Source organism: Streptomyces sp. CB02058, from assembly GCF_001905505.1.
Classification (GTDB): Bacteria; Actinomycetota; Actinomycetes; order Streptomycetales; family Streptomycetaceae; genus Streptomyces.
Genome location: NZ_LIPG01000002.1, coordinates 1,218,304 through 1,234,389 on the forward strand (window position 1 = coordinate 1,218,304; position 16,086 = coordinate 1,234,389).

A 16,086-nucleotide genomic window follows, 5' to 3' on the forward strand; every position below is an offset into this window, starting at 1 on the left:
CGCCTTCACTGTCTTTCGATCCTGTCATGCACGCGCGCCGGAGCGCTCCGCGGGAAGCGGGGAGGCCCGGCGGCGGCGCCGGGGGCGTGGTAGTGGGGCCGTGCGGCGGGCGGTCCGGATTGTCAGTGGTCCGTGGCAGGATCGGGGGCGTGGCTGAGACGGCATCGAAGAAGACGGCAGACAACCGACCGCGCCTGCTCCTCATGGACGGGCACTCCCTGGCGTACCGGGCGTTCTTCGCCCTGCCCGCGGAGAATTTCACGACGGCGACGGGGCAGCCGACGAATGCCGTGTACGGCTTCATGTCGATGCTGGCGAACACGCTGCGCGACGAGGCGCCCACGCACTTCGCGGTCGCCTTCGACGTGTCCCGCAAGACATGGCGGGCGCAGGAGTTCCCGGAGTACAAGGCGAACCGCTCCAAGACCCCCGACGAGTTCAAGGGGCAGGTGGAGCTGATCGGCGAGCTGCTGGACGCGATGCACGCCGACCGGTTCGCGGTGGACGGCTTCGAGGCGGACGACGTCATCGCGACGCTGGCCACGCAGGCCGAGGCGGCGGGCTTCGAGGTGCTGATCGTCACGGGTGACCGGGACTCGTTCCAGCTGATCACGGACAACGTGACGGTGCTCTACCCGACGAAGGGCGTCTCGGAGCTGACGCGCTTCACCCCGGAGAAGGTCCAGGAGAAGTACGGCCTCACCCCGGCCCAGTATCCGGACTTCGCGGCGCTGCGCGGTGACCCCTCGGACAACCTTCCGGGTATCCCCGGTGTGGGTGAGAAGACGGCGGCGAAGTGGATCACCCAGTTCGGTTCGTTCGCGGAGCTCGTCGAGCGGGCCGAAGAGGTCAAGGGCAAGGCCGGCCAGAACTTCCGTGACCACTTGGACGCGGTGAAGATGAACCGCGTGCTGACCGAGATGGTCCGCGACGTCGAGCTGCCGAAGGCCCCGGCCGAGCTGGAGCGCGCTCCCTACGACCGCTCGGCGGTCACCGGTGTGCTCGACGTCCTGGAGATCCGCAACCCGAGCCTGCGCGAGCGGCTGCTCGCCGTCGACCCGGGTGCGGAGGAGGCCGGTCCGCCGGAGCCCGCGGCCGGTGTCGAGCTGGACGGCGCGGTGCTGGGACAGGGCGAGGTCGCCCCGTGGCTGGAGGCCCACGGCGGGCAGCCGCTCGGAGTGATGAGCGTCGACACCTGGTCGCTGGGCACCGGCTCGGTCACCGAGATCGCGCTCGCCGCCGCCGACGGGGCCGCGGCCTGGCTCGACCCGGCCGAGCTCGACGAGGCCGACGAGCGGGCGTTCGCCGCCTGGCTCGCGGACCCCGCGCGTCCCAAGGTCCTGCACAACGCCAAGAACGCCCTGCGGGTCTTCCCCGAGCAGGGCTGGCGGCTGGACGGCATCGCCATGGACACCGCGCTCGCCGCCTATCTCGTCAAGCCGGGCCGCCGCTCCTTCGCGCTGGACGCGCTGGCCGTCGAGTATCTCGGCCGGGAGCTGGCCCCGGCCGCCGCGTCCGACGGGCAGCTGGCCTTCGGCGCCGACGACCGCGCGGAGGCCGACGCGCTGATGGCGCAGGCCCGCGCCGTGCTGGACCTCGGGGACGCGTTCACGGCGCGCCTGAAGGAGGTCGGGGCGACCGAGCTGCTGTACGACATGGAGCTGCCCACCTCGATCATGCTGGCCCGCCTGGAGCGGCACGGCATCGCAGCCGACCGCTCCCATCTGGAAGGCATGGAGCAGCAGTTCGCCGGCGCGGTGCAGCAGGCGGTGAAGGAGGCGCACGCCGCGGTGGGCCGTGAGTTCAACCTCGGCTCGCCCAAGCAGCTCCAGGAAGTCCTCTTCGGCGAGCTGGCCCTGCCCAAGACGAAGAGGACGAAGACGGGATACACGACCGACGCGGACGCGCTGGCGTGGCTGGCGGCACAGACCGAGCACGAGCTGCCGGTCATCATGCTGCGCCACCGCGAGCAGGCGAAGCTGCGGGTCACCGTCGAGGGGCTGATCAAGACGATCGGCGCGGACGGCCGTATCCACACGACGTTCAACCAGACGGTCGCGGCGACGGGCCGGCTCTCCTCGACCGACCCGAATCTTCAGAACATCCCCGTCCGCACGGACGAAGGGCGGGCCATCCGCCGGGGCTTCGTCGTCGGCGAGGGCTTCGAGACGCTGATGACGGCCGACTACAGCCAGATCGAGCTGCGCGTGATGGCCCACCTCTCCGAGGACGCCGGTCTGATCGAGGCGTTCACCTCGGGCGAGGACCTGCACACGACCGTCGCCTCGCAGGTGTTCGGCGTCGAGAAGTCGGCGGTCGACGCCGAGATGCGCCGCAAGATCAAGGCAATGTCCTACGGCCTCGCCTACGGGCTGTCCGCGTTCGGCCTCTCCCAGCAGCTGAACATCGAAGCCGGCGAGGCGCGCGGTCTGATGGACACCTACTTCCTGCGGTTCGGCGGGGTGCGCGACTATCTGCACCGGGTCGTGGAGGAAGCCAGGTCCACCGGGTACACCGAGACGATCCTCGGCCGCCGTCGCTACCTCCCCGACCTGAACAGCGACAACCGCCAGCGGCGCGAGGCCGCCGAGCGGATGGCGCTCAACGCCCCGATCCAGGGGACGGCCGCCGACATCGTGAAGGTCGCGATGCTCAAGGTGGACCGTGCGCTGACGGAGGCGGAGCTGACCTCACGGATGCTGCTCCAGGTCCACGACGAAATCGTCCTGGAGATCGCGAAGGGCGAGCGGGAGCGGGTCGAGGAGATCCTGCGCCGCGAGATGTCCACGGCGGTCGAGCTCCGTGCGCCGCTGGACGTGTCGGTGGGCGTCGGCAAGGACTGGGAGACCGCCGCGCACTGAGCGACGCACCAGGAGCCGTCCCCGGGACCGTCGCACTCGCGGCGGTCCCGGCGACGACGGTGACCGGCCATGGGGACCACGGCCGGAAGGCCGGTGCGCCGGGCGCCGGCGTCGCCGGGGCCGCGTAGGCGCGCTCGGCGAGGGGCGGGCAGGGGGAGCGACATGGGGAGCGACATGGGGTGGGCCGGAGACGCCCGGCTGGCGGCCGGGCCCGAGGCCGTCCGGTATCTGGAGGCGGCTTTCACTCCCGGTGCTCAGCTGGGGACGGTGTACGACGATCCGACGACGCCCGTCGTCGTGACCGGCATCGAGGAGGTGGCCACCCTTCGCGTGCCCAGTGGCCGTCTCGTCGTCGACGCCCCGTGGCACGACGACGAGACCTGGAAGTACCGGCGTGGGCTGGAGACGAGCCCGCCGCGAGAGCTGGCCGTGCGCATTCCCCCGGGCACCCACCGGGTTGAACTCGCCTGGACGGCGGGCCCGTACGAGTTCTTCGGTGAGCACTGCGACGGCGTCGAACGCGCCGCGACCCGCCTGCGCGTGAGCGACCAGCCCGTGTGCCGGTGGGAGGCGGGCCTGGGGGTCGACGACGACGTCGACCGGCTTCAGCCGGGTGACCGGCCACGCTTCCATTCCGACTCCAATGTCGGCTGCTTCGCCGACGCGGGGGCGTGGACGGCCTTGTCGGCGCCGTTTCGCGCGTACGCCGACGGCGCGCCCGTACGACGCCCGACCGAACAACTGGCAGAGGGGTACGAGCGGGTGAGCGACGAGTCGCGACAGGCCGATCTGGTCACCTTCCCCGCCGAGTCGGGCGGCACGGTCTGGCTGGGCCGCACCGCCACCGGCGACGTGGCTGTGATCGTCGTGACCAGCGGCCTGCCGGGCGCCGAGGCCTGACACCGCCGCGCCGGGCCTCCGGCGCCCTCGCCTGCTCGGACGCCGCAACCGGCCTCAACCCTGCGGAGGACCGCCGGGGGCGGCGGAGCCCCGTTCGGGAGCCGAACCCGGCCCCGACCCTCCCGGGAGCCGCGCCCCGTGAGGCCTCAGGCCGTGTCCCGCCCGGCCGGCCGGGGACGGGGGGTGTCCGCACCGGGTGCCTCCGGGGGCCGGGGGCCGGACGGCTTCCGCAGGAGGCGCATCCACGCCCCGTACAGCACGAGCCCGGCGGCCAGGCCCGCCCCGGCGCCGAAGCACGCGGTCGGGATGATGTCGAGCGGTGTGTCGATGTGCCCGAACCAGGCGTACCAGCGGGCGCACCGGTGGATGACGCCCAGCAGGACGCACACCGCGAGGAACGCGCCCGCCCACCGGCGCTCCGCACGGCCCAGCACCGGCACGGACTCCGGCGCCGGGACCGCGCCGGTCCGCCGCAGCCCCGTGTACGTGAACCACGCCAGGACCGTCAGCGCCACGGCCGAACTGCCGTACTGGACGAACTGGAACACCGGGAAACCGCCGACGGACCGGTTGAGCACGGGCAGCAGGTCCGTGCCCCACCGGTCGTGATGGGTGAACGCGTCCCACACCACATGGGTGCCCGAACCGATCACGGCCGACAGGACGAACCACCCCGCCTCGGCCGGGCCCAGGCCACCGCGCTCCCGCCGCCGTCCCCGTACGAAGGTGTGGACACGCCCCTGCGCGGCCCGGGGCAGCAGGGCGACCAGCGGTTCGCGCAGCATCAGCCAGAGTGCCAGCACGGCACCGGTGATGAGGACATCGACGGTGAACACTCCCCACACGGCGTGTGTCACCTCGCCGAACTCCATCGCCCCGGGCACCACCGTGTCCGCGTAATAGGTGATATCGGGTGCGAACGACCCGGCGACGAGTGCGGATGCGAGCAGAGGACCCCGGCCCTCGCCGGACCTGCGGATCCCCGGCAGCACGGCGGCGGCGTGGCTGAGCGTGAAAGGCATGGCGGCAAGTATGCGTGAGTTCAAGTCACCCGCCCGGGTGCACGGGTGACTTGACGGACGCGAAGCTGAAGAATCGGTAAGAACCGGTCGAGGGCCGGTGTCCGGGCGGCGGGAGTTGCCGTAGGGTCGCCTGAGTCCTCGCGCTGGGGAGCGCGAGCGCCGTCGACGGGGAGGGTCAGATCGTATGGCAGCGCAATTCGGCCGCAGGCTGCGCAGGGGAGCCACCACCACGGCGGTGGCCGCCGCTGCCGTAGCGGCCCTCTCCGCCTCGCAGGCCCCCGCCGCACCGCAGCCCGACACCGTCACCGGGGACCAGACCTCGGCCGGTGCCACGCCGTCGGGGGAGGGCGCCGCCACCGGCAACTCGCCCTACTACACCGATCTGCCGCCGCTCAACACGCCCAACAAGCCCGGCGCGGACGTGAATCTGCCGGTGACAGGCAGTGCCGAATCGGGCATACCCGCCTCGATCCTGGCCGCGTACAAGAAGGCGGAGCAGGAACTCGCGGGCACCGACGCCGCGTGCCGTCTGCCGTGGCAGCTGCTCGCCGCCATCGGCAAGGTCGAGTCGGGCCAGGCCCGCGGCGGCAAGGTCGACGAGAACGGCACCACGTACTCCCCGATCCTCGGCCCGGCTCTCAACGGCCAGGGCTTCGCGCTGATCAAGGACACCGACGGCGGGGCCTTCGACGGCGACGCGACCCACGACCGCGCGGTCGGCCCGATGCAGTTCATCCCGTCCACCTGGGCCACCTGGGGCCAGGACGGCAACGGCGACGGACGCAAGGACCCCAACAACATCTACGACGCGGCGCTCGCCGCCGGGCGCTACCTCTGCGCGGGCACCCGCGACCTGTCCCTGGCCACGGACCTCGACCGCGCGGTGCTGAGCTACAACCACTCCACGGAGTACCTCCGCACGGTCCGCTCCTGGTTCGAGTTCTACAAGCGCGGCACCCACGAGGTCCCGGACGGCACGGGCGTACTCCCGGCGGACACGAGCACGGGCACGGACACCAGCCCCAGCTCTCCCTCCCCCTCGCCCTCGCCCAGCACCCCCGGCGGTACGACGCCGAGCCCCGACCCGACGCCGTCCCAGCCCGGCGGGAGCACCAAGCCGCCCGTCGACCCCTCGCCGACGACGCCGCCCACGACGAAGCCGCCGACCACCACGCCCACGCCGTCCCGGACGCTCGGCAGCCTGGAGAACGCGGGCACCGGCATCCTCGCCGCCACCGCGGGCGACGCGTTCACCGAGCAGGTCACGGTGCGGGCGAGGAACACCCTGGGCGCCGCGCTCGCCAAGGCGTCGGTCACCTTCTCGATCGTGGGCGACACCGACACCCGCTTCGCCGGCGGGAAGACCATCGTCACGCTGCCCACCGGAGCCGACGGCACCGTCACCGCGCCCGTCCTGACCGCGGGCGAGAAGGCGGGCAGTTTCAAGGTGACGGCCGTCGCCGGCACCACCGTGCAGCGCAGCCTCAGCTTCGGCGCGAAGGTCACCGCCCGGGTGGCCGACACCCTTACCCGCACCGACGACAAGGCGCTCACGGCCGCCCCCGGCGCCGAGTTCGCCGACAGCCCCGAGGTCCGTACGTCCTACAAGGGCACGGGTGTCGCGGGTACCGCCGTCACCGCGACGATGATCACCGACGCGGAGACGCCCGCCGAGAACGACAAGGGCCCGTACTTCAAGGACGCGAACGGTGATCCCGTCCGCACCCTGGTCCTGGAGACCGGCGCCGACGGGCTCCTCTCGCTCCCGGCGATCTTCGCCGACACCACCGAGGGCACGTTCAAGCTGCGGCTCACCACCGCGAGCGGCGACACGCTGACGATCGAGCTGAAGGTCGAGGCCCCCGCGGCCTGACCCGCGCGGGACGCAGGGCGCCCGGCACCCTGCGTCCCGGCCCGGGCTCCCGTCGCGGTGACCCGGGCCGGGACGGAAAGTCTCTAGTCCCGGCGGTCCTGGTCCCGGCGCAGCCGCGCAGACGTGAAGCGGGTGGCTTCCATCGTCGTCGGGTCCTCGGGCCACGGATGCTTCGGGTACCGGCCGCGCAGTTCCGCCCGTACGCCCTTGTAGCCGTCCTGCCAGAACGACGCCAGGTCCGCCGTCACCGCCGCCGGGCGCCCGGCGGGGGACAGCAGATGGACCAGGACCGGCACCCCGGCCACCCTGGGCGTCTCGCGCAGCCCGAAGAGCTCCTGGAGCTTCACCGCCAGCACGGGCTGCTCACCGCCGTAGTCCACCCGGACCCTGGAGCCGCTCGGCACCTCGATCCGCTCCGGGGCCAGCTCGTCCAGCCTGGCGGCCTCGCCCGTCGCCCACGGCAGCAGCCGCCGCACCGCCTGACCCGCGTCGATGCGCGCCAGATCCGAGCGGCGCCGCGCACGCGACAGCTCCGGCTCCAGCCACTCGTCGGCGCGCGCGGTCAGTGCTCCGTCCGACACGTCGGGCCACGGCGCCGCCAGCACCCGGTGCAGGAACGCGAGCCGCTGCCGCAGCTGCTCGCTGTCCCGGTTCCACCGCAGCAGCCCCAGGCCCTCGCGGCGCAGCCCCTCCAGGAGCGCCCCGCGCACCAGCTCGGGGGCGGGCGTGCGCAGCGCGCGCACCGACAGCTCGACGGCGCCCAGGCGCTCCACGGAGCGGGCCACCACATCGCCGTCCGCCCAGCGGACCTCCTCGCCGGAGAACGCCAGGTGCCCGGCGGCCAGCCGCGCCGTGCCCTCGTCGACGACGGCCGCCAGCCGGACCCTGGCCGACGCCGCGTGGGCGGGCCGGTCGGCGACCGCGACGGCCAGCCACGGCGCGCTGCGCAGCCGCGAGCCGTCCCGCAGCTCCGCGCCCGTACCCGACACCATCAGGAACGCCCCCTCGCCGCGGGCCCGCCCCACCCGCTCGGGGAAGGCGAGCGCCGCCACCAGGCCCACAGCCCCGTCGTCCGGCCCTCCGGCGCCCGCGGAGCCCTGCCCGGCCCCGCTCTCCGCACCCTTCGAGGAGCCCGAGCCCAGGGACCCCGAGAGCCGCCGCACCTCCTGCCGCCAGCGCGCCGCGTAGGCGTCACCGCCCCGCCGCGCCGTGCGCAGGGCGTGCGCCAGGTCGTCGCCGTACTCCCGGGGCGGCTCCTCGCTCAGCAGCGCCACCACCTCCGCGGCCCGGCGCCCGCCCACCTCGTCCGCGCCGTCCAGGAGGGCGCGGGCCAGCCGGGGATGCAGGCCGAGGCGGGACATCCGTACGCCCCGGCCCGTCGCCCGCCCCGCCTCGTCCACCGCACCGACCGCGCCCAGCACCTCCCGCGCGGCGCCCATGGCCCCGGCCGGCGGCGGGTCCAGCAGCGCGAGACCCGAGGCGCCGGGATCGCCCCAGCAGGCCGCCTGCAGCGCGAACGCCGCCAGATCGGCCACTTTGATCTCGGGGGAGGGGAAGGCGGCCAGCCGCCCGTCCTCCGCCTGCTCCCAGCAGCGGTACACCGCGCCCGGCGCCTCGCGCCCCGCGCGGCCCGCACGCTGGCGGCCCGCCGCCCGCGACGCGCGCACGGTCGTCAGCGCGCTCAGCCCCCGGGCGTGGTCCGTACGCGGCTCCCTGGCGAGGCCGGAGTCCACGACGACCCGCACGCCGGGGACCGTCAGGGAGGACTCGGCCACGGATGTCGCCAGCACCACCCGGCGGCCCTCCGAGGACCCGGCGAGCACCGCGTCCTGCACCGCCGCCGGGGCCCGCCCGTGGACCTGGAGCACCTCGGCGTCCACCCCTGCGAGCTGTCCCGCCACCCGGCCGATCTCGCCGACGCCGGGCAGGAAGCACAGCACGTCGCCGTCGCGCTCCGCGAGCGCCCGGCGCACCACCGCCGCCACATGACCCAGCAGGGCCGGATCGACCCTCATCCCGTGCGGAGGCCGCACCGGACCGGCCGGCGGGGCCCACACCACCTCCACCGGGTGGGCCACGCCCTGCGCCTCGACGACCGGAACACCGCCGAGCAGCCGGGCCCAGCCCTCGGCGTCCGTCGTCGCCGACGCCGCGACCAGCCGCAGCTCGGGCCGGATCGTCGCCCGTACGTCGAGGAGGAACGCGGCGGCCGTGTCGGCGTCCAGATGGCGCTCGTGGCACTCGTCGATGATCACCACGTCGACCCCGGCCAGCTCCTGGTCGCGCTGGAGCCGCTGGAGCAGCACCCCGGTGGTCACGACCTCCACCACCGTGTCCGGCCCCACCGACCGCTCCCCGCGCACCGTGAAGCCGACCCGGCCGCCGGTCCGCTCGCCGAGCAGCCACGCCATCCGCCGCGCGGCGGCGCGGGCCGCGATCCGCCGGGGCTCGGCGACGAGGACCCGGCGCACCGGGCCCCGGCCGGTCAGCCCGGCGAGCGCCAGCGGTACGAGCGTCGTCTTGCCGGTACCCGGCGGCGCGCAGAGCACGGCGGCCCCCCGCTCCTCCAGCGCCCGCTCCAGGGCGGGCACAGCGGTGCGTACGGGCAACTGGTCCAGCGCGTCGGTACGGATCACGCCCCCAGTCTCGTACGCCCCCGGTCCCGGCAGGACGGCCGGTGCCTCAGGAGGCCGCGCCGTCCCGTTCGCAGACGAAGATCGCCGTGCCGGGGATCAGATGCCCCCGCAGCGGGGACCAGCCGCCCCACTCCTGGTCGTTCCAGTCGGGCCACTCCGGCTCCACCAGGTCGACCAGCCGGAAGCCGCCCGCCACCACGTCCCGCACCCGGTCGCCCAGCGTCCTGTGGTGCTCCACGTACACCGCGTCACCGTGCTCGTCCTGCTCCACGTACGGCACGCGGTCGAAGTAGGAGGCGGCGACGGAGAGGCCCTCGGGCCCCGGCTCGTCGGGGAAGGCCCAGCGGATCGGGTGCGTCACCGAGAAGACCCAGCGGCCGCCCGGCCGCAGCACCCGGCGGACCTCGCGGAACACCTGGACGGGGTCGGCGACGAAGGGCACCGCGCCGTAGGCGGAGCAGGCCAGGTCGAAGGAGCCGTCCCGGAAGGGGAGCCGGCCCGCGTCGGCCTCCACCAGCGGGACACCGCCGCCGATGCGCAGCGCGTGCTGGAGCTGGCGGTGCGAGAGGTCCAGGGCCACCGGGCGGGCGCCCTGGGCGGCCAGCCAGCGGGAGCACTGCGCGGCGCCCGCGCCGATCTCCAGGACGTCCAGGCCCTTCAGACCGGCCGCGGGCCCCAGCAGCGCGGCCTCGGCCTCGTCGAGCCCCTCCGGGCCCCAGACGAAGCGGTCGTCGCCGAGGAAGGCCCCGTGGTCGCTCTGGTATTCGTCGGCGTTCCGGTCCCACCAGCCGCGGCTCGCCCGGCTGCTCTCCGCCTCGCCGGCGTTCCGCCGGGTCGCTTCGGGTTCGGACCCGTAGATCTCTTGGCTCATCGTGCCCGTCGTTGTAGTTTGCCTTCACCCGCCTCGCGCGGGTGCCTCCACGGGCCGTACGGGTGAGTACGCTCGTGTGCGCGCACCACACCACTGCGACCGATGTGGCCTCGGTGAACGTGAGTTGTGCCGGGAATGGGGTGGTGTGCCCCGGGTGTGCGCCTTCGCGCATTGACCCTGTCCGGCTGCCCCCGTATGCTACAAGTTGCGCTGCGAGCCTGCGCGCTTCAGACCTAGCAGGCCGCGCTCGCGTCTGTTGCATGTCCCCTCGGTTGTCGAGGTGCCTATCCGGTACAGGTTGGGTGCCCTCCAAGCTGTCCGGCTTCTGCAGAGGCGATACGGGCTTTCGGCGTAGCAGTACCTACGACTCACTGTCCGTACCGGAGCCCTTTCCCACATGACGAGCAGCACCGAGACCACCGCCACCACTCCGCAGGTTGCGGTCAACGACATCGGCGACGCGGACGCGTTCCTCGCGGCGATCGACGAGACGATCAAGTACTTCAACGACGGCGACATCGTTGACGGTGTCATCGTCAAGGTTGACCGGGACGAGGTTCTCCTCGACATCGGTTACAAGACCGAAGGCGTCATCCCGAGCCGCGAGCTCTCGATCAAGCACGACGTCGACCCGAACGAGGTCGTCAAGGTCGGCGACGAGATCGAGGCCCTGGTTCTCCAGAAGGAGGACAAGGAAGGTCGCCTGATCCTCTCGAAGAAGCGCGCTCAGTACGAGCGTGCCTGGGGCACCATCGAGAAGATCAAGGAAGAAGACGGCATCGTCACCGGTACCGTCATCGAGGTCGTCAAGGGTGGTCTCATCCTCGACATCGGCCTCCGCGGCTTCCTCCCGGCGTCGCTCGTCGAGATGCGTCGCGTCCGCGACCTCCAGCCCTACGTGGGCAAGGAGCTCGAGGCCAAGATCATCGAGCTGGACAAGAACCGCAACAACGTGGTCCTGTCCCGCCGTGCCTGGCTCGAGCAGACCCAGTCCGAGGTTCGCCAGACGTTCCTCACGACCCTCCAGAAGGGTCAGGTCCGCTCCGGCGTCGTCTCCTCGATCGTCAACTTCGGTGCCTTCGTGGACCTGGGTGGCGTCGACGGTCTCGTGCACGTCTCCGAGCTGTCCTGGAAGCACATCGACCACCCCTCCGAGGTTGTCGAGGTCGGCCAGGAAGTCACCGTCGAGGTCCTCGACGTCGACATGGACCGCGAGCGCGTCTCGCTGTCGCTCAAGGCGACGCAGGAAGACCCGTGGCAGCAGTTCGCCCGTACGCACCAGATCGGGCAGGTCGTTCCCGGTAAGGTCACCAAGCTCGTTCCCTTCGGTGCGTTCGTGCGCGTCGACGAGGGCATCGAGGGTCTGGTCCACATCTCCGAGCTGGCCGAGCGCCACGTGGAGATCCCGGAGCAGGTCGTCCAGGTCAACGACGAGATCTTCGTCAAGGTCATCGACATCGACCTCGAGCGCCGTCGCATCAGCCTCTCGCTGAAGCAGGCCAACGAGGCCTTCGGTGGCGACCCGGCCTCGGTCGAGTTCGACCCGACCCTGTACGGCATGGCCGCGTCCTACGACGACCAGGGCAACTACATCTACCCCGAGGGCTTCGACCCCGAGACCAACGACTGGCTCGAGGGCTTCGAGGCGCAGCGCGAGGTCTGGGAGACCCAGTACGCCGAGGCGCAGCAGCGCTTCGAGCAGCACCAGGCCCAGGTCATCAAGTCCCGCGAGGCCGACGAGGCTGCCGCTGCCGAGGGCGCTGCCGCCCCGGCCGGCGCTGCCCCGGCTGCCTCCGGTGGCAGCGGTGGCGGCTCGTACTCCTCGGAGTCCGCGGACAACTCCGGCGCCCTGGCGTCGGACGAGGCCCTGGCTGCCCTGCGCGAGAAGCTGGCCGGCGGCCAGAGCTGACGCTCCGACCCCAGCCGCTCATCGGCGTAGAGCTGTAGAGTTGTGAATGAGGCCCGTCCCCTTCGGGGGGCGGGCCTCATGCGTGTCCCGGGGCGGGGCACCGGGTCCGGACCGCCGGGGCGGGCGGGCGGCTTCAGGGCGTCAGGGCGTCACCGCGATGTTCGTCAGCCCCTTGCCGCCGGTCACCGTGTTGCTGCCGTACACCGTGGTGCGGCAGGCGGCGCTCTGGTTGGTGACGTTCACGGCGAGCTGCCCGCCTCCGGTGGCGCCGGTCAGGTCGGAGGTGTTGCCGCGGAAGACCGCGCCGCAGCCCCAGCCGCTCTGCTGGGTGTGGGTCTCGTATCCGTTGTTCGTGGTGCGGACGCCCTTGTTGTTCTCCACCAGCACGTCGTTGCCCTTCACGTCGACCCAGGAGTCGTCGTAGTTGGCACCGGTCAGTCCGCTGCCGTCGAAGGTGTTCCCGATGATCCTCGCGCCCGTGGTGCCCTCCTTGATGTCGACGTTCTCGCCGCCGACCCCCGGACCGATGGTGTTGCCCTGGATCAGGACCCCGTCGCTCCGGTCGGTGAGGTCGCCCGCCGAGCCGACGTACACGCCCTCGCCCATGCCCCGGCCGTTGTGGCCGGTGTCGTGGATCCGGGAGTTCCTCAGGACACCGTCCCGGCTTGACGTGCGGAAGTGCACGCCCTCCATGTCGAGGTCGTGCACGGTCACCGAGTCGATGACGACGCCGTTTGCCGCGTCCGTCACGATGCCCTTCTGGCCACCGGTCACCGTCAGGCCGTGGACCGTCCAGTACGAGGCCCCGTTCAGGTGCAGCCCGTATCCGCCGCCCGCGGTGAGGACGGCCGCCGGGGATCCGGTGAGGGTGATCCGCGCGGCGGAGGTGGCCGGGACGGTCGCCTTGAAGTTGCCGGTGTACGTACCGTCGGCGAGCCGGATCGTGTCACCGGGGGCCGCGGCGGCCAGTGCCGCCTTGAGCTGGGCCGCGGTGCTCACGTCGACGACCGCTTCCGCCCGCGCCCCGCCGGCCGCGGCGGGGGACGGGACGCCCGCCGCGAGGGCCGCGGTCAGCAGGGCGGGGATCAGTGTGCGGGTGCGCATGGCGGTGCCTTCCCGTCGAGGGTCCCAGATGGTCCCGTACGTGAATGTGGGGCGAGGCTCTGAACTTGCCGGCGACGCTAAGAGAGCTGCGTGGGCATGTCAAGGTCTGGACCAATATGCGCGGTCGTCGCCGGGCAGAGGAAACGTGTGGGATACACGAGTCACTGACGGCCCGAAACAAGCGCTTGCCAGGATCCGGCGCAACGTCAGGATCACTCAGGGGAGCCCGGGAATGCCTCATACGTCGAACACCTCACGCGTCTCGCACGTCTCTCCCGTGCCGGCGGGCGCCAGCCGCCGGAGCTTTCTGCGCAGCGTCGGCATCACCGGCGGCGCCGGCGCCATGTTCGCCACCATGGGCGCGCTCGGCCTCGCCCCCACCGCGCAGGCGGCGGCCCGCGAACCCGTCTTCCGGGCGCCGAGCGCGAGCGACTTCTCGCTGAAGGGGAAGGCCGCGGCGAAGGTCGTCGTCGTGGGCGGAGGCATCGCCGGCCTCGCCGCCGCGTACGAGCTGGGCAAGGCGGGGTACGACTGTACGGTCCTGGAGGCCAGGGGCCGCACCGGCGGGCGCAACTTCACCGTCCGGGGCGGCGATTCGACCACCGACACCTACGGCAACAAGCAGACCGCCCGCTTCGGCGACGGCCAGTACATGAACGCGGGGCCCGGCCGCATCCCGCAGTGGATGGTCACCCTCGACTACTGCCGTGAACTCGGCGTCCCCGTCGAGGTGTTCACCAACACGAACGCGAACGCCTACCTCTACAACGAGCAGGCGGGCATGAAGGCCCCGGTGCGCTACCGCACCGCGAAGGCCGACGTCTACGGCTATGTCGCCGAGCTCCTCGCCAAGGCCACGGACAAGGGTGCCCTGGACCGGCAGATCACCGCCGACGACCAGGAACGGCTCCTGGAGTTCCTCAAGGACTTCGGCGACATCGGCGACACGCTCGACTACACCGGCAGTTCCCGCCGTGGCTACCGCGTCGACCCGGCCGCCGCCGGGACCCCGGGTGAGGTGCTCGGCTCCGTACCCACCGCGTCCGAGGTCTTCGCCAGCGGCGTCGGGCGCTACTTCTCCTTCGAGTTCGAGTACGACCAGGCCATGCTGATGTTCCAGCCGGTCGGCGGCATGGACCGGATACCCGCCGCCCTCACCCGGGCGATAGGCGAGCGGAGGATACGCACCGGGGCGGTCGTCACCGACATCACCGACACGGCCCACGGCGTCACCGTCACCTACACCCGGTCGGGCCGCACCCAGCGCATCGAGGCGGACTACTGCGTCGCCGCGCTGCCCCCCAACATCCTGGCCAGGACGGCCCACAACCTCGGCCCCGCCGTCCAGACCGCCCTGGAGGCCTGCAAGCCCGCCTCGGCGGGCAAGATCGGGCTGGAGTACCGCAGCCGCTGGTGGGAGACCGACCACCGGATCTACGGGGGCATCACCGAGACGGACATGGACCTCTCCCACATCTGGTACCCGTCGTACGGCCACCACGGCGCGCGCGGAGTCGTCATCGGGTACTACAACTACGGCTCCCAGGCGGACGCCTACGCCGCGCTCGCCCCGCGGGACCGGGAGGCGAGGGCCGTCGCCCAGGGCGTGAAGATCCACGGCGAGAAGTACCGTACGGAGCTGGCCTCGTCGTTCTCCCACCACTGGCGTCAGACGCCCCATCTGGAGACCGCCTGGCACTCCCTGTCCGGCGGACCCGACGCCGCCGTGTTCGCACCGCTCAACAGCCCCGCCGGACATGTGTACTTCGCCGGGGACCACCTCAGCCACACCGACGCCTGGCAGCACGGAGCCTTCACCTCCGCGCGGAAGGCGGTGACGGCCCTGCACAGCCGTGTCCTCGCGTAACCACATGTGAAACGCGCGGGAGCGGGAATGCCGTGGCCGGGCGGGGTGTTCTTGTCGAGGAACACGAGGAGGAGCGGTAACCGTGCCTGATCCGCAGAGTTTGTACGAATGGGAGCCGAAGGGCCTGGCAGTCGTCGACATGGCGCTCGCCCAGGAGTCGGCCGGCCTGGTCATGCTCTACCACTTCGACGGATACATCGACGCGGGCGAGACGGGTGAGCAGATCGTCGACGGCCTGCTCGAGACGCTGCCGCACCAGATCGTCGCCCGCTTCGACCACGACCGGCTCGTCGACTACCGGGCGCGCCGCCCGCTGCTCACCTTCAGGCGCGACCGGTGGACGGCGTTCGAGGCGCCCACTCTGGACGTCCGCGTCGTGCAGGACGCCACGGGCGCGCCCTTCCTGCTGCTGTCCGGCCCCGAGCCCGACGTCGAGTGGGAGCGGTTCGCCGCCGCCGTGGAGCAGATCGTGGAGCGGCTCGGCGTCCGCCTCTCGGTCAACTTCCACGGCATCCCGATGGGCGTCCCGCACACCCGCCCGGTCGGCATCACCCCGCACGGCAACCGCACCGACCTGATGCCCGGCCACCGCAGCCCCTTCGACGAGGCGCAGGTGCCCGGTTCCGCCGAGGCGCTCGTGGAGTACCGGCTGATGGAGGCCGGGCACGACGTCCTCGGTGTGGCCACCCATGTGCCGCACTACGTCGCCAGGTCCGCCTACCCGGACGCCGCGCTCACCGCCCTGGAGGCGATCACGGCGGCGACCGGACTGGTCCTGCCGAGCGTCGCGCACACGCTGCGCACGGAGGCGCACCGCACCCAGACCGAGATCGACCGGCAGATCGGCCAGGGCGACGAGGAGCTCGTCTCGCTCGTCGAAGGGCTCGAGCACCAGTACGACGCGGTCGCGGGGTCCGAGACGCGGGGCAACCTCGTCGCGGAACCGGTCGATCTGCCGTCGGCCGACGAGATCGGCCGCGAATTCGAGCGCTTCCTCGCGGAACGCGAGGGCGATTCCTGAGGCCGGGGGCCGTCGGTGCATC

Annotated in this window: 10 protein-coding genes; 6 read left to right on the forward strand and 4 right to left on the reverse strand. The window is 72.4% G+C overall.

The window, feature by feature from the left end:
• Nucleotides 1–149: 149 nt before the first annotated feature.
• Both polA and AMK10_RS12710 read left to right on the forward strand, forming a co-directional pair.
• Nucleotides 150–2,861: a DNA polymerase I gene (polA, locus tag AMK10_RS12705; protein WP_073747777.1), complete on the forward strand. Its 2,712-nt coding sequence runs from the start codon at nt 150–152 to the stop codon at nt 2,859–2,861.
• A gap of 162 nt (nt 2,862–3,023) precedes the next feature.
• A complete protein-coding gene (locus AMK10_RS12710; protein WP_073747778.1) occupies nt 3,024–3,761 on the forward strand; it encodes a DUF4241 domain-containing protein in 738 nt (245 codons plus the stop codon).
• 146 nt (nt 3,762–3,907) lie between these two features.
• On the opposite strand, the gene AMK10_RS12715 is transcribed toward AMK10_RS12710, so the two are convergent.
• The gene (locus AMK10_RS12715) at nt 3,908–4,783 is read right to left on the reverse strand and encodes a DUF4184 family protein (protein ID WP_073747779.1); all 876 of its coding nucleotides are present in this window, start codon (nt 4,781–4,783) and stop codon (nt 3,908–3,910) included.
• A gap of 184 nt (nt 4,784–4,967) precedes the next feature.
• Between AMK10_RS12715 and AMK10_RS12720 the strand changes: the two genes are divergently transcribed.
• The gene (locus AMK10_RS12720; protein ID WP_073747780.1) at nt 4,968–6,656 is read left to right on the forward strand and encodes a lytic transglycosylase domain-containing protein; all 1,689 of its coding nucleotides are present in this window, start codon (nt 4,968–4,970) and stop codon (nt 6,654–6,656) included.
• Nucleotides 6,657–6,739: 83 nt separating this feature from the next.
• Here the strand turns inward: AMK10_RS12720 and hrpB are convergent, their stop codons facing one another.
• Complete coding sequence (gene hrpB / locus AMK10_RS12725) at nt 6,740–9,292, reverse strand: ATP-dependent helicase HrpB (protein WP_073747781.1); 2,553 nt, start codon at nt 9,290–9,292, stop codon at nt 6,740–6,742.
• A 46-nt stretch (nt 9,293–9,338) separates the two neighbouring features.
• Nucleotides 9,339–10,163, reverse strand: a complete 825-nt coding sequence (locus AMK10_RS12730) for a class I SAM-dependent methyltransferase (RefSeq protein ID WP_073747782.1) — start codon at nt 10,161–10,163, stop codon at nt 9,339–9,341.
• A 397-nt stretch (nt 10,164–10,560) separates the two neighbouring features.
• Here AMK10_RS12730 and rpsA point away from each other — a divergent pair, with 397 nt between their 5' ends.
• Complete coding sequence (rpsA, locus tag AMK10_RS12735) at nt 10,561–12,072, forward strand: 30S ribosomal protein S1 (protein WP_014156844.1); 1,512 nt, start codon at nt 10,561–10,563, stop codon at nt 12,070–12,072.
• A 141-nt stretch (nt 12,073–12,213) separates the two neighbouring features.
• Here the strand turns inward: rpsA and AMK10_RS12740 are convergent, their stop codons facing one another.
• Nucleotides 12,214–13,176, reverse strand: coding sequence for a right-handed parallel beta-helix repeat-containing protein (locus tag AMK10_RS12740; RefSeq protein ID WP_073747783.1), 963 nt, complete (start codon nt 13,174–13,176; stop codon nt 12,214–12,216).
• 343 nt (nt 13,177–13,519) lie between these two features.
• On the opposite strand from AMK10_RS12740, the gene AMK10_RS12745 reads away from it, so the two are divergent.
• Both AMK10_RS12745 and AMK10_RS12750 read left to right on the forward strand, forming a co-directional pair.
• Complete coding sequence (locus AMK10_RS12745) at nt 13,520–15,043, forward strand: flavin monoamine oxidase family protein (protein ID WP_079180687.1); 1,524 nt, start codon at nt 13,520–13,522, stop codon at nt 15,041–15,043.
• An 82-nt stretch (nt 15,044–15,125) separates the two neighbouring features.
• Entirely contained in the window at nt 15,126–16,064 is a 939-nt protein-coding gene (locus AMK10_RS12750; protein ID WP_073747785.1) for a PAC2 family protein, read from the forward strand.
• The last annotated feature ends 22 nt before the right edge of the window (nt 16,065–16,086 follow it).

Coding starts and splice junctions, on each gene's coding strand:
- AMK10_RS12710 (WP_073747778.1), top strand. CDS start 3,024: ATGGGGAGCGACATGGGGTGGGCCGGAGACGCCCGGCTGGCGGCCGGG.
- AMK10_RS12715 (WP_073747779.1), bottom strand. CDS start 4,783: ATGCCTTTCACGCTCAGCCACGCCGCCGCCGTGCTGCCGGGGATCCGC.
- AMK10_RS12720 (WP_073747780.1), top strand. CDS start 4,968: ATGGCAGCGCAATTCGGCCGCAGGCTGCGCAGGGGAGCCACCACCACG.
- AMK10_RS12730 (WP_073747782.1), bottom strand. CDS start 10,163: ATGAGCCAAGAGATCTACGGGTCCGAACCCGAAGCGACCCGGCGGAAC.
- rpsA (WP_014156844.1), top strand. CDS start 10,561: ATGACGAGCAGCACCGAGACCACCGCCACCACTCCGCAGGTTGCGGTC.
- AMK10_RS12740 (WP_073747783.1), bottom strand. CDS start 13,176: ATGCGCACCCGCACACTGATCCCCGCCCTGCTGACCGCGGCCCTCGCG.
- AMK10_RS12745 (WP_079180687.1), top strand. CDS start 13,520: ATGTTCGCCACCATGGGCGCGCTCGGCCTCGCCCCCACCGCGCAGGCG.